At 39.8% G+C, this 14,646-nt stretch carries 13 protein-coding genes; 7 read left to right on the top strand and 6 right to left on the bottom strand.

Features of this window, described 5'->3' with window-relative positions; genetic code table 11:
• Positions 1-23 precede the first annotated feature (23 nt).
• The 7 genes from ACOI22_RS11410 to ACOI22_RS11380 all read left to right on the top strand — a co-directional run bounded on the left by ACOI22_RS11410 (position 24) and on the right by ACOI22_RS11380 (position 5,401).
• A complete protein-coding gene (locus ACOI22_RS11410; RefSeq protein WP_420672153.1) occupies positions 24-1,499 on the top strand; it encodes a tryptophan halogenase family protein in 1,476 nt (491 codons plus the stop codon).
• Positions 1,500-1,699: 200 nt separating this feature from the next.
• On the top strand, positions 1,700-2,746 hold the full coding sequence (locus ACOI22_RS11405) for a LacI family DNA-binding transcriptional regulator (RefSeq protein ID WP_420672152.1): 1,047 nt from the start codon (positions 1,700-1,702) through the stop codon (positions 2,744-2,746).
• 402 nt (positions 2,747-3,148) lie between these two features.
• Positions 3,149-3,547, top strand: coding sequence for a hypothetical protein (locus tag ACOI22_RS11400; RefSeq protein ID WP_420672151.1), 399 nt, complete (start codon positions 3,149-3,151; stop codon positions 3,545-3,547).
• 194 nt (positions 3,548-3,741) lie between these two features.
• Positions 3,742-3,930, top strand: coding sequence for a hypothetical protein (locus tag ACOI22_RS11395; RefSeq protein WP_420672150.1), 189 nt, complete (start codon positions 3,742-3,744; stop codon positions 3,928-3,930).
• Positions 3,931-4,047: 117 nt separating this feature from the next.
• On the top strand, positions 4,048-4,401 hold the full coding sequence (locus tag ACOI22_RS11390; protein ID WP_420672149.1) for a hypothetical protein: 354 nt from the start codon (positions 4,048-4,050) through the stop codon (positions 4,399-4,401).
• Between the two features lie 428 nt (positions 4,402-4,829).
• Positions 4,830-5,048 carry a type II toxin-antitoxin system RelE/ParE family toxin gene (locus tag ACOI22_RS11385; protein ID WP_420672148.1) on the top strand — a complete coding sequence of 73 codons (219 nt, stop codon included), beginning with the start codon at positions 4,830-4,832 and terminating at the stop codon, positions 5,046-5,048.
• Positions 5,049-5,107: 59 nt separating this feature from the next.
• Entirely contained in the window at positions 5,108-5,401 is a 294-nt protein-coding gene (locus ACOI22_RS11380; RefSeq protein WP_420672147.1) for a HigA family addiction module antitoxin, read from the top strand.
• 580 nt (positions 5,402-5,981) lie between these two features.
• Here ACOI22_RS11380 and ACOI22_RS11375 read toward each other — a convergent pair.
• From ACOI22_RS11375 to ACOI22_RS11350, 6 genes are all read right to left on the bottom strand, one after another.
• On the bottom strand, positions 5,982-6,782 hold the full coding sequence (locus tag ACOI22_RS11375) for a MerR family transcriptional regulator (RefSeq protein ID WP_420672146.1): 801 nt from the start codon (positions 6,780-6,782) through the stop codon (positions 5,982-5,984).
• 152 nt (positions 6,783-6,934) lie between these two features.
• On the bottom strand, positions 6,935-8,425 hold the full coding sequence (locus ACOI22_RS11370) for a tryptophan halogenase family protein (RefSeq protein WP_420672145.1): 1,491 nt from the start codon (positions 8,423-8,425) through the stop codon (positions 6,935-6,937).
• A gap of 165 nt (positions 8,426-8,590) precedes the next feature.
• Complete coding sequence (locus ACOI22_RS11365; RefSeq protein ID WP_420672144.1) at positions 8,591-11,506, bottom strand: TonB-dependent receptor; 2,916 nt, start codon at positions 11,504-11,506, stop codon at positions 8,591-8,593.
• Between the two features lie 362 nt (positions 11,507-11,868).
• The gene (locus ACOI22_RS11360; protein WP_420672143.1) at positions 11,869-12,996 is read right to left on the bottom strand and encodes a HupE/UreJ family protein; all 1,128 of its coding nucleotides are present in this window, start codon (positions 12,994-12,996) and stop codon (positions 11,869-11,871) included.
• Positions 12,993-14,081, bottom strand: a complete 1,089-nt coding sequence (locus tag ACOI22_RS11355; protein WP_420672142.1) for a tetratricopeptide repeat protein — start codon at positions 14,079-14,081, stop codon at positions 12,993-12,995. The genes ACOI22_RS11360 and ACOI22_RS11355 overlap by 4 nt, the downstream gene beginning before the upstream one ends.
• A 48-nt stretch (positions 14,082-14,129) precedes the next feature.
• Positions 14,130-14,636: an Ig-like domain-containing protein gene (locus ACOI22_RS11350; protein WP_420672141.1), complete on the bottom strand. Its 507-nt coding sequence runs from the start codon at positions 14,634-14,636 to the stop codon at positions 14,130-14,132.
• Between the last annotated feature and the right edge of the window lie 10 nt (positions 14,637-14,646).

Below are 14,646 nucleotides of genomic sequence, written 5' to 3'. Positions count from 1 at the left end.
TGTTGCTATTATGACGGTTAAAAATGAGCAGTAAACGGAATCGAATTGTGATTGCAGGTGGGGGTACCGCAGGCTGGATGGCTGCTAATTTATTTGCTAAGCAACTATCTGATTTTCCGGTTGATATTTCGCTAGTTGAATCTCCCGAAATTGGCATTATTGGCGTGGGTGAAGGCTCTACACCAAATTTAAAGCACTTTTTTGACATTCTTGGAGTAAAAGAAAGCGAATGGATGGCGCGCTGCAATGCCACCTATAAACTAAGTATTCAATTTGCTGGCTGGAGCCCAAGCTCCAATGTACCCGCCTACTCTCATCCTTTCTCAAGCCAAGTAGACTTGCACACGTACCGCGCCTTTAACATGAATTGCTTAACCCGAAGAATGGGTTTAGATACAACCACGCAACCCGATTTATTCTTTTTAAATGCAGTATTAAGTAAACAGCTGCGCTCTGTTCATGCCTCAGAAAACTTTCCCTTTGACATCCAATACGGGTACCACTTTGATTCATATTTACTAGGCAGTTATTTACGTGATGTAGGTAAAGATTTGGGTGTGAAACACATACTTGATAAAATCACTAGCGCGGAAACCCTTCCAAGTGGCGAAATTGCATCTTTGGTTTTAGAGAAAGGTGGCGTGCTTGAAGGTGACTTTTTTATTGATTGTACTGGCTTCGCTTCTTTGCTTATTGGCAAAACGCTAAATACACCGTTTGAATCATTTAGTGAAAACCTGTTCAACGATTCGGCTGTAGTATTTCCCACTCCAGCACTTAAGCCCTTACCGCTAGAAACAAAAGCAACCGCACTAAGTGCAGGTTGGGCTTGGCAAATACCCTTACAAAACAGAACGGGCAATGGATATGTTTATTCAAGTAAATACTTAAGCCCCGAACTAGCTGAAAAAGAGCTAAGGGAGCATCTTGGAATAGATGATAGCCAAGAGGCTAGGCATTTAAAAATGCGAGTGGGGCAAATGTCTAAGCACTGGGTGAAAAATTGCCTCGCGGTAGGGCTTTCTCAAGGCTTTATTGAGCCACTTGAGGCAACGGCGCTTCACTTAGTTCAAGTAAGTTGCGAACTGTTTGTAGATCACTATACAAAAGGTAATTTATCTAACGAATTTCAAGATGAATTTAACAAGACTATTCACTACAGGTTCGAGCGCGTGCGAGACTACATTGTGGCGCACTATAAATTAAATACCCGCAATGATTCTCAATATTGGATAGATAATCGCGCCAACGAGAACCTGTCAGACTCATTAGTACAAATACTTCAAGCTTGGTTTAACAAAAAAGATATGCTTAAAGAAATTAACCGCCAACAACTTGCCTACCATTTTGATGCAAACTCATGGAACGCGATGCTTGCTGGCTATGGCACCTTCCCGCCCTTAGCGGCTAAGCAAGCAAAACAAGGTGACTTGTATTTGGAAAACAACATAGAGCATTTTTTAAATAAATGTGCGCTGAACTTTGCAAAAACACATTAGCTTATATCTTAAATGTTTAAGTCGGTTTTTAGTGCCAAAAAAACGCTTTAACTTACTGTTTTTATATTGCTTTGTGTTTTTGTTGAGCAAGCTTTCTTATCAACTTAATCTTAAGTTTGATTCGTTTATAATAATAATAGATAATTTACGCATAACGCCCGCAATAACTGCGCAGCAAAGCTGTAAACAGGAAAATCAATATGACTGTACCCAATAAACGAAATTTGACCTTAAAAGACGTTGCTCTCAAGTTGGGGACTTCAACCGCTACAATATCTAATGCCTTTAATCGCCCTGACCAACTTTCTGCTAAAAAGCGTAAGTTTATTCTAGAGGCGTGCGAAGAACTTGGCTTTTCAGGGCCAAATAAAGCGGCTCAAATACTGCGAAAGGGTAAATCAAATATTATTGCTTTGGTACTTGCCGATAGTATTGATTACATGGTGACAGACCCTGTGGCTAATTCGTTTATTGAAGGTGTTTCAAAGGTACTTAAGGAAGAAGGCAAACACTTATTGTTATATTCAGGTGATTCATCAACCCTTACTGATGTTGAAGATTTTGTTGATGGCTTTATTTGCTACGGGGCGCCTCGTAATAACGAATTACTTGCCAATATTCAAGCTCAGCGAAAGCCTGTAGTAACGGTCGATTTTAACCTTGTAAATAGGCCATCGGTTAATATTGATAACGAAACCTCGGCTTACGAAGTTGCATCACTTGCGGTAAAACCAACCGATACCGTAGCTATTATTGGCTTAAGGCTAATAGAGGCCAATACAACCTGTAGAATTTACGATTCTCCTTTGCTTGATCTAGAAAAGTGCATCACGCGCCGCCGTTTAAATGGCTTTACTAAAGCGATTGAGGAAACAGGCAACAGCGTACAAAACGATATGATTTGGCATATTCCTGAAAATAATCATAAGTATGCCAAACAAGCTGCCCTTGAAGTGCTATCTGCCCACCCTAGGCCAAATGTTGTGCTATGCATGAGTGATTTAGTGGCTATTGAAGTGTTGTACTGTGCAACCGCGGCAAACATAAAAGTACCAGAAGAGCTTCGCATAACAGGGTTTGACGGCATAAATGAAGCACTGCGTGTTAGCCCTAGTATTTCAACGGTGTGCCAAGCAAGCGTGCAAAAAGGTGTGTCTGCCGCCACTATGTTGCTAAGCGGCGTTAAAGAAAGTGTTGTTTTACCCTGTGAAATCAAAACCGGCGAAACAGCTGCTATAGATGATTAACCCGCCATCGCTAGAAACACTATAGAGGCATTACTGGTTCCTTTTTAATGGGTAATTACTGATGGTGTTCAGTGAACCGCATTCTACAAAATAGGCAATTAGCCTGCATGTCGGTATTTCTAAAACTCAAGGCTAGATTCAAACTTGTTGTTACCATGAATGCATAGTAACCACGTTACTATATTTGGCATTTCCTTCTAGAGCTTTGTTTTTGAGAACTTTTCTGAGATGGATACGCGGTGTTACTATGCGTGCATGGTAAATACATAAAAAATTGTAGAAATTCTCATCAAGAAAATAGTAAGCTATTGAAATTGAATAAGTATGGAGGCTTTGTGAAATGAACTTATCTCGCAGTTACTATGAAGTCTTCATAATAAGGTGTTATAAGCCAAGGTCGAAATGAGCGAATCCCCAAATTCAATACATTCCGCTAATCTGATTTATGAAAATGAAATCAGATTTGGCCCTGCGTATTGCAGATTAGAATTAAACGGGCAATTTTTGAGTGACCGTTTATTCGGACAAAAGCTTAAATGGTCTCCTTGCTCGACGTTTCTTGCACTGGAAGAGTGGCTAACAACGGAATATGTTCAAGGTCCTCAAACTAGACTGTTTTTAATTAACGTTGAAGAAAATGCTTACTCAGAGTTTAAGCAAATCAATAAAGGCTTTGTGAAAAATGTAAGGTTCAACAATGACAATATAAAGTATATAAAGGAGTTTCCTGCTACGGGAAATGGTATTGAAGCAGAAGTGGAAATCTCAAAAATTAAGAACTGGTGTCAACTTGGCTTATAACAAAGAAATTAAAGACGGACATTTTGGAAAAGCGCCAAAACGCCGCTTAATTTGGTGTCATGGGTAGTTTAGCTGATTATTTCAATAGAAATCCTATAACTAGAAACATTTTGATATTTAGTGGGCTATTCGTTTTGTTAATAGCAGTATTTTCATTTAAAGGGTTTGAACAGGCTAGCCTCCACGGAGAAATTTTGTCGACGAAACAGAAAATTTATGGTGGAAGAAGCATTGGGGTCGAAAATACGGCAAAAGTTTTATTGTCAAACGGAAACATTGTAACAGTGACATGCGATCAGCCTTGTCCTGTTGGTAAGAATGTAGAGCTAGTGCAATATTTAACGGTATTAGGTAAAAAAGTGTATTCATATGAGGGCACCTAACAAAAAACTGAACGCACTTCCTTCGGTCGCTGGGACATATACATGGCGCGCCTTGGGTATTATGCGCGCCATGTATATGCTCGTTAGTTAGGCGTTAACTTTCTAAAAGGATATTTGATGGATTTGTTTAAGATCATTGCGATATCCTGTTTGCTGGCTTATATATTTGTGGGTTTACTTGGCGGAATTCATGTTTTCACTATGAGAATTGAGTACCATGATAAGTACAAAGCTCTAGTTTCAAGCGGTTTTGTTAAAAATAAGTATCCTAGTGGTATTTCTTGGTTTGATTCTCAAAATCATTGGCAGGCCAAATTGTATAAACAAGAAGAACATTCAGACTTGAAAAAGTTAGGAGATCTTCTTAGTGAGATCTTTCCATTTTTTCCGCCTCCTCAAAACTTATTTTTTACAGTCGCATATTTGAAATGGTTGAAAAAGAACTGGGGGCAATTTGATATCAAAAGTTAACAAAACCATTAACCGGATTTGTGCAAGAGCGGCCAAAACCGCTTATTGTAAGTGTTATGAATCACGATAGTATAGCGGCCATAAAAATTACAGAATAAAAGGAATTAATCAGTGAATACCAAAATACATCAGAAAGAATAAATAATAAAAGAACTAGAGGATCTTCAACCCAATTGGAAAGGTAGTGCAATTAGAATAATTATTGCGTTGATAATTCTCTTTTTCATCTTTTGGTTATATCCCGAAACACGTAGTAGTCCTATGTTATGGGTAGTATTGCTATTTAGTTCAATTGTTATTGCCGAGCAAAATAGTGAAAGGAAACGGGTAAACAAAAAAATTAACGCATTATTTTCCATAGTGAAAGGTGATGCATAACAAACCGCTAAACAACAACACTCTTTGCGCAACACGCTACGCTTTCGGTTATGATTAAGTCATTTAAACATGAAGGACTGAAAAAGTTCTTTGAGTCAGGCACAACAGCTGGCATTCAAGCTAAGCATGAGCGTCGACTTAGAATGCAACTTGCCGCTATTGATACTGCTACTGTTTTAGACGATATTGACTTACCTGGGTTTAAGTTACATGCCTTAAAAGGTAAACGAGATGGAATTTGGTCTATTACTGTAAATGGTAACTGGTGAGTCACATTCGAATTTAAAGATGGCAATGATTTTATTTTAAATTATGAGGATTATCACTAATGAATATGCATAATCCACCGCATCCGGGTGAATTTATTTCCGATGTTTATATGGAACCATTTGGCTATAGTTGCCGATTTGTTGCAAAGCAATTAGATGTTTCTCCGTCAACTTTAAGCCGTATTTTAAAAGCTAAAAGTGCTATTACTCCAGAAATGGCTTTACGACTATCGAAAGCGCTTGGCCGTAGCCCTGAAAGTTGGCTATCGATGCAAGACAATTATGATCTTTGGCAAGCAAAACATAATGTAAACTTAGCTAGAGTTCATCAAATTCATTTTGCAATGGCGTAAGGAATATAACAAGCGCCTAAACTCCGAAAATGTTTAACTGTCACAGTTTTGGCTGCTGTTAGAGCTCGAGTTGATGAACCAGAAATAAGTTATGAATCGCTGCTTAATAGTTTGGAAGCAGATGGAAAACTATAAAGTAACGTTTAAAAAACCAGTTTTAAAAGTTTGAAGTCTGTACCTAAATCAGACGTAATTAAGATAATCTCAAAAATTGATAGCCTTGCCGAGGATCCGCGAAGAGTTGGTGCTATAAAGTTAAGCGGCAATCGTTTGTACCGAATACGTAAATGCCTTTATCGCATATTGTACGAGATAAAAGACTGAGAATTGATTGTACAGGTAATAAAAGTAGGCCACAGATCTGATGTTTATAAGCGTACATAACAACACGCCCTGAGGTGGGCCGCAATCCCCAATACTCGGCTTCCAACGCAAGCTTAAGCAAAGATTAGCCCCTCGCTTCCAATGCATGCAAATAGTCGCTCCATGCGGTAGAAAAGCTTTAGTTCATGGGGACTGTAAGGCAAATAAAGGCATAAGCATTATGCCTTTACAAATGCGGCTAGCGTAAACGAGTTTTTTAAGTCAAGTGAATATAATTTTCTTCGTTGTCCTTTAATGAGTTTTCTGCAAAATAGTCCATGGCATCGAAGTAGTGCTTTGCCATACCTTTTTGATAAGTCTCATAAATATCGACCACCACAGTGTCTTTTCTTCCCTCTGTGTTTGTCATCTTTAAAAATTCGTAATTTGCTCCCTTAAAATCATCCATAGTTTTGTATAACATGCTATTTAGCATGATGTAGGCCTCTTTCATAAAAGCTTGTACTCTTTCATCATCTACGGGTAGGTGGGTAACTTCCATATAACGTTGGGTCCACTCATCGGCGTCATGTTTATAATCATGAATTTCATCATTTGATATTTTACCGTAAGCTTCAAATACTTCTTCACCATTTTCGCCATGCTTTATTTCTGACTTCCACTCATCTACTTTCGCCTGTGGTAATCCTTTTAAGATTACGTCAAAATTTTCTTCGCCTTTTGCCATCATAATTGATACCTCAATTCGTTTAATCATTACATTAGTCGTTTTACGACGCTCTATTAGCAATCTGCGCTGTTTTTGCAAGGCACTGATTAAGTCAAAGTTACCAGCATTAATAGTGGCAGCAATGTCTGTTAAACTCATATCCATCTCTCGATAGATAATGATTTGCTGCAATAAAGCGGCATCGTAGGCAGAGTAAAAACGATAACCGTTGTTATCTCGTTTGGCCTTTAGCAAATTTTTTTCGTCGTAAAAGTGCAAGGTTCGCACGCTCACATTACTCAATTTACTAAGTTGCCCTACGGTGTACTTTATTTGTTTACTATTCATTTCGCTGATTACCAATGCAATTAATTGCTAACGTGATTATCCTGAAGTATTACCTTAGGTGAGAGTCAACACTTTGATTGTAATTTTACTCGATTTTTTCTGTTTGATTATGGCTGTGCAGTAAAAGCGTTAACTACCTTGTGCTTTTATTTTCAAGCAAGATACTTTTCTAAAAACGCATCATGGCTAGGTAGTGCTTGCAAAGGTTGCTGTTTTAGCTGTAAAAGCTGTTGCATAGTGTTCAGTAATTCTTGTTTTGATGGCACCAAGGCGGCAGGGTGAAAATCTTTAGGCACTGCACCTTGCCCCAACATAACTTGCAACCATGAAGCATCTTTAAAAATATCATTGTTGTCATTAAAAATTGCGCCAGCATCTTTAAATATTTGAATTTTACTTTCTAATCTATGAGGCACTTTTAAGTTGCGCATGTCATTCCAAAAGTCAGAATCATCCCGTTCAGTCAAATAATAGTGTAGAACTATAAAGTCACGAACGGTCTCAAATTCTTGCTTAGATTCACTATTGTAAGTGTTAATATTGGCTTGGCTAGTACCTTGGTTGGGGAACAGTTTAAGTAGGCGAACAATACCCGATTGAATTAAATGAATACTGGTTGATTCTAAAGGCTCTAAAAATCCGCTTGATAGCCCAATAGCAACCACGTTTTTATGCCATTGTTGGCTAGTTCTGCCCGTGCGAAAATTAATTTTGCGGGGCTCATCTAATGGTTCTGAATCAAGGTTCGACATAAGCGTTTCTTCGGCCTTTGCATCATCCATGTAGTCACTACAATACACAATACCGTTGCCGTTTCTGTGGGTCAGTGGAATACGCCATTGCCAGCCCGCGTTGTGAGCAATACTTCGGGTATAAGGCAAGGTTTTTTCAAAGCGTTTAGTGGGCACTGCTATTGCCGAATTCGCGGGCAATAAATGTGACCAATCTTCGTATTGCACGTCAAGCGCTTGTTTAATCAACAAGCCTCTAAACCCGGTGCAATCTATAAATAAGTCCCCTTCTATTTGCTTACCGCTTTCTAGCTCTAGGCCCTTCACACAGCCATTTTCAGAGCTTACATCCACGCGTTTAATTTTGCCTTCACAGCGCACTACGCCCATAGCTTCACTTTTTTTGCGAAGGTATTGGCCATACAAGGCTGAATCAAAATGATACGCGTATTGCATTTCATGCAGGGGGTTTTGCTGGCTATTAATTTTACCAAATTTACCTGCTTGGCAAGCCAAATAGTTTAGATCAAAATCCCATAAAGATTGCGTTAAACCTTCTTGTTTAGCGCGTAACCAATAGTGCTGAAAGCTACAAAAACCCATGTTGGCACCAGGCGCACCAAAGGTATGGAAGTAGCTTTCACCTTGCTTTTTCCAGTTCTCAAATTTAATGGCAAGTTTAAGGGTGCCGTTCGTTTCTCTTAAGAATTCTTTTTCATCTATTCCTAAGTATTTATTAAAGGTTTGAATAGGCGGAATGGTGGCTTCCCCCACTCCTACTATGCCAATGTCATCAGACTCCACCAATGTAATTGAAAGTTGCTTACCCAGCACTTTACTAAGTAAAGCTGCGGTCATCCAACCGGCTGTTCCGCCGCCGGCTATCACTACTTTTCGAATGGCTTGCTGCATAACTTACCTCTAATCAACGCTATTTGTTGTGGTGCACTAATAACTATCGAATATATCATTTATACGTGTTTTAGCATGGAAAAAGCCCCAATTAATTTGCGCTAACAAATTATATTGGGGCTTTAATAGGGAGCCTTTGATGCTAAAGCATCTTTACTTTAGCCCTTAGTAAAACGCGTAGTTAAAGTTAACGCTGTATGATGGGCCAAACTGACGGCGCGTGGTAACAATACCGTTGCCATCTACTGTTTCTTCATCAACGTCTGTTAGGTTGGTACCTTGTAATGAAATGCGTAAACCTTGTAGCGCTTCCATGTCAGAGTATTTAAAGTCGTAGCTTATTTGTGCATCAACCAAGGTAACGGCGTTACGAGTAGCGGTTGCAATTTTATTTGAACCACCACGCTCATAAGTGCTGTATTCGCTTCGATCAGTTGCAGCAACACGAACTTCAAAACCTTCCATTTCGTAGTAAGCGGTTAATGAGTACACTTCATCAGATTGGCCAGGAATCGACGTGCCATCATCTAACTCTGCATCTAGCAAGGTAGCTGATGCAGCAATACCAAATCCATCAAGTTCATCAGCGAACATACCAAATGGAATGTTTGCTGTTAGCTCTAAACCGGTAACTGAACCCGTTAAGCCATCTTTAAATGAAGAATACGAGCCTAGGCTAGGTGGCGTAACAAGCGTGCCAGCGGTAACAGCTGTATCTTCTGGGCCGTAAACGCCGTCAGCGGCGACTACGCGGTCATGAAAACCTGGGATGAAATAGTTAGCGCCATCGTCAGTTGCATCGTTTGTGAAATCAATTAGCTGGCGATCATCACGCGTCCAGTTTACTAAATCTTTATAGAAAACAGCCGCTGATACATAACCTTCGTCTTCAAAATAATGCTCAAATGACAAATCAAAGTTATTTGCTTCAAGTGGACGCAAAGTTGGGTTACCTGATACTTTCGACCATGGGCCGCCGCCATTTTCTTCAACGTATGAATCAGTGGTAACTATTAAATCTAAGTTTTGGTCAAATTTAACAAAACGAGATGCTTGCATTTGGTCAATTCGTGCGCGAGAAATAGTTTTTGTTGCCGCAAAGCGTACAAACTGATTCTCGTTGAGCTCAACACTTAGGTTTAGGCTAGGTAAAACGTGGCTGTAATCATCGCCATCTGAAATGTAGCAAGAGGCATCAATTTCACCGTTACCATCAGCATCACATACTGCGAAGTTTTCACCCACAATACCGAAGAAGCCGCTAGAAGATTGATCTGATTGTACATACTGCAAACCAACGTTACCGCTTACTGCTAGGCCTGCTACTTCAGTTACAAAGTCACCTTTAACATAAAGCGTTAACACTTCTTCGTTCACTTCGTAAGTATCACCTAAACGGTCAGGCTCTAGTAGGCCTGCGTCTCTTTGCTCGTAGGTGCCATCTTCATATGGTGCAAAACCGTCATAAGCTACTACTTGCCCTAAGCCAGCCCAAGTTAAATCAGCTAAGCCGTATACGTATTCACTAGGAATAGCCGTAGAGAAAGGGAAAGAAGTGGCGGTAGCAAAGAAGCCTTTGTTGTCTTTATCTTTAAAGCGGTCAGAGTAATTTACACCAAATGTTACGGCTTCAAAAATACTGAAATCAACAAAGCCACGAGCTTCTAAACGAACGGTTGTTAGCTCTTCACTAAAGTCCGCAAAGTTTAAGAAGCCGTCTTGCGCCGACAAGTAATTAAATTCGTTGCCGTTTACATCTAAAACATCACTGGTGAAGTCATCAGCCAAATTAGCTAAACCACCACCCCACTCTTGCGGGCCAGTAAGTTGTAATGCAGTTGGATCAGAAAACGCTTCTAAACCACTTGAGCTTGTAAAGAAAATGCCATCAGGGCTCATTACAAATTCACGTGAACCAAAATCATCACTCGACAAAGTATTAGCACGAGCTAAACCTGCATATGATTCGCCGCGCAAGTCGCGTTTACTTGATTCGCTGCGAGCAGCATCAAGTTCAAGGGTCCAATCATCATTTAAGGCGTATTCAATGTTTAAACCAAATACTTGTAAGTCACCGTCTTTCTGTAATGGGTCAGTACGAAGTACGGGGTTTGAACCCACTTGTGTACCCGTTGAATTAGCACCAGAACCCACAACATTCGTTGCACTGAACGGTTCAATGAAACCACGCAATACACCTGAATCAGAATAGTCGATATCAAGGTAATCAACTACAATGTCAATATCGTCATTTGGACGGAATTGTAAAACAGTTGAAATAGTGTCACGCTCAAGCTTTGTGCTTACTGCCGCGGTATCTATACCGCCTGGAAGCAATATTTCATCCGCATCGCCATCACGAGTTCCGTATCCCCAAACGCCATATTTGCGCTGATTATTTGGAGACTCAGTTGAGGCCAAAGCGACCGCCAAGCCAATGGTGTCGTCAGCAAATTTTTCAACAAAAGACAAAGATAAACGCTTACCTTTGTTATCAAATTCTGGGTTATCTGAATCTGAACCACTTATTTCGTATGTACCGTTAACGGTAAGTGTTTCAGATGCTGATAAAGGGCGTACTGTTTGCAAATCTACTGTACCGCCAATGCCCTGTACCATAAGGCTCGCGTCAGATGTTTTGTAAATAGTTGCGCCGGTCATTATTTCAGAAGGGTATAAATCGTATTCAACACCACGGTTGTCACCAATACCAATAAGCTCGCGGCCGTTTAATGAAGTACCGGTAAAGTCTTCTTTAAAACCACGTACCGATATACCAGAAGTGCGCCCGCCAACTCGCTCACCCGCTAGGCCCGGCAAACGTGACAAAGATTCAGCAATAGAAGAATCAGGTAATTTACCAATGTCTTCAGCAGAAATTGCCTCAACAATGCTGCTGCTATCTTGCTTAACTGCTTGTGCTCTAATTAATGAGCCGCGAATACCGCTTACAGATATAATTTCTACATCGGCTTCAGCGCCTTGGGTGTTAGTTTCTTGCGCTAAAGCTAAATTGGTAGTGAATGCTGACGCAACTGCTATAGACAAAGCAGCTTGTTTAAATAAATGTTTTGTGTCCATTTTTTTTAACCCTTGTGTGTGAATTAAACAGGTCTTATGTTGCCATTTTGTTAATCCTATATTAACGAAAACATTCTTACAAGTATTTTCTTAATTGTTTAAGAAAGGTTGTAGCCTTTATTTTTGTGGTATTTACTTTTTGCATATGCTTTCGCTTAATTGATTTAGCTTGTGAGCCTTGTAAATATTTGTTTGCAGATCGCGCTGTTTATGGTGCATTTGTGTACAATTTTAAGGAGTTTTACACGGCAAGAATAACGCGTAAAGTGTTGGCTAATATCAATAAGCTATTATTAAGTATAAAAAAAGCCGACACACATATATGTATCGGCTTTGCAGGGGCTTGTGCAATTACTACTTTGCTAAATGCGTTCAAATACCCAGAATAAGGCAACAAGCCCTATGATCAGCGATATGCTTGGCATCAATATTTTGGCGTAAAAAGCTTTTTTTCTTAACCAAAGAAGTAAAGGTAAGCAAATTGCTATAATGGCCAGTTGGCCGAGTTCTACACCTATATTAAATGCTAGCACTGATACCACTTGCTGCTGTTCGGGAAAGCCTAACTCTGCAAGTGCGCCGGCAAATCCCATGCCGTGAATCAAACCAAAAATAAAGGTAATTAAGCCTAAACGCCTAACCATTGGAAACAGGTTATTTACCACGTTGAATAAGATTGAGGCGGCAATCACAACTTCTACCCAGCTGCCAAATACCGGTAACCATCCTAATGCGGTTCCACTCAGCGTAATAGAGTGCGCTATTGTAAATGCACTCACCACCCAAATGGTTCGCTTCACAATATCTGCCTTACTATCAATAGCTTGCCAGCGTTTATGGGTATAGTACAAACTAATGGTTAATAACAGTGTGAGCAAAAACAAAATGTGGTCTATTCCAATAAGAATATGGAATATGCCTTGATACACAAAGGTAAGAAAAGTAGTAAGCGTGTTTGATGAATAGCTTGAAATACTGTGTTCTTGCGTGCTTTTATCAAACACCACTAAGTATTCATGAGTATTTTGCGTATCTAAAATTGAGACTATCGCTTTGTGCTTATCCGAAATTTCAAATAGTAAGCTGTATTTTATAGCCAATGCCCCTGCCTGAGATTCATTAGAACACTCGGCACTAAAAGGTATGTGCAATAAATAGCTATCAGATAACTGTTGTAATGAGAACGCATCTTGGCTTATTTGCAAAGGACATTGCAGTGCGTTTTGTGAAAAACTAAAATTGTTTTCAACGTAATTTTTTATACGAGCCTTTTGCTCAGTGATTTCGCCCCAAGTTAACTGGCCGTTATTGTCGCTGTCTAAATTAAGTACTTCTTTTAACTCTATTACGTCTATTTTGAGTTTACCGTTAATACGGCCATCGCCTTCAATGTTTGCATTAACGTAGCTGGTACTCAACTCGTGCGCACTGGCTTGCTGAATGCATTGAAAACTAATAAAAAGTAAACTTAAAAGAGTAAGGTATTTCATTGTGATTCGTCCATGGCGAGTTGTTTCGCTTTACTTAATAAAGCGCTGTCTTCTTGCAGCTTGGCTTGCTGCCAGTTAATTTTAGCCCATTCGTAGGCTTTATCCATTTGCTTTTCAATATGCATATAATATAAAGCAATATCAAACGCGTGTTCTTCATCTTGTCGAAGAATTCTTAACTTAACCCTTTGGCGAATTTGCTCGTCCCATTTTGCTGGGTTTACATTGCGCATTTTTTCGGCCATAGCCAAGCGTAAAAGTAATGCATCATCTTTCGTTTCACTTAGGTCTACTATGGAAGAAAGCGTTGAAAGCACTTTATTCGGCTCACCTAAGGCAAGGTGCACATCACTGTAAAGCACCCAAAAACTAACGGTTTGCTTGGTGTGCGTGAAAGGCGTGAGTATATCATTCGCTTGGCTATATTGCTTTATATAAACGGCCATACTGGCTTGAATTTCTGCTATGTAGCTAGCTGTTTCTGGGCTTGAGCTTGGAAAACGTTCATTGAATTTTGTTAACTCAGCGAGTGCCTTTTCGATTTGTTCATCTGAGCCGGCTTGCGCATCAGTATTAAGCTTGCATGCTGCCACTACAATAGGTTCAGCAGCGCCCACTAAAGATGAACAGGCTTGTTTTGCTTTAGCAAAATCACCTTTAATGGCAAGTAAGTTAGCTTTCAGTAAGCGTGCGTTGTTATTACTTGGGTCAATTACTATGACCTTGTCTAATATAGCTAAACTGTCATCAAATTCATGAAAATGTTGTTTAATAATGGCTTGGTAATACATTACTTGCGCAGCCTTAGCACCGGTGGCTTCAACAGTATCTAGTAAGCTATTTGCTTTATCGTAAAACTGGCTATTGCCAACGTATTTTGCATTATTTAATAAAAAAGCAATGCGGCCTAAGGTGTCATCACTTTGTTGCTCGAGAATTTCGTCTATGTGTTGGGGTGCTTGTTTTGGGTCAAAAGAGGCAATCACGAAGTTATTATCAGCGGGCACAAATTCAGCTGGTTCTTGCGAATAAGCGTTATTAGCACTTAGTAAAATAGTGCATATTGCAGTTAGTATAAGGCGCATAAAAAGTACCTAGAATAATTAAAAAAGGGCCGTCCTTGGCCAGCTCAACTAATTGTTATCGAGCAAATCTTGAAAGTCAGCTTGATCCACACTGTCTTGAATAAACACTCTTCCGTTTACTCTAGCGGGTTCATCACTTTCATCTGCTGCGAAAACGTTTCGGGCAAATTGCCTTGCGGATACTTCCAAAGCGTTTATCTCAATGCTTACCGTTCCGCTTGCCGTGTTGCCTGCGTTATCACTTACCGTATACGTAAAACTATCGCTGCCAGTAATTTCATTAAAAGGCTGGTATGAAAACACCCCAGCGCTTGTAATGCTTACCTCACCAAACATGGCTGAGTCAGCAAGTGCAAACGTTAGCGGGTCATTTTCCGGATCACTCGCTTCCAATGAATCAACAATGGCTACCTCAGTTTGAGTCGTTACACTAATTGATTCAGCATTTGGCGCTTGGTTCACCTTTGGTTTGTCGTTGTCATCAAAGCAGGCACTTAAGCTTGTGCTTATTACCACCAACAATGCTACTTTCTTCATAGAATGAATAGTTTTCATAGTGTTACCC

Source organism: Glaciecola sp. 2405UD65-10 (genome assembly GCF_048820975.1).
Classification (GTDB): Bacteria; Pseudomonadota; Gammaproteobacteria; order Enterobacterales; family Alteromonadaceae; genus Glaciecola.
The sequence above is the reverse complement of the archived record's forward strand: the minus strand, read 5'-3'. Positions and strand labels throughout refer to the sequence as shown.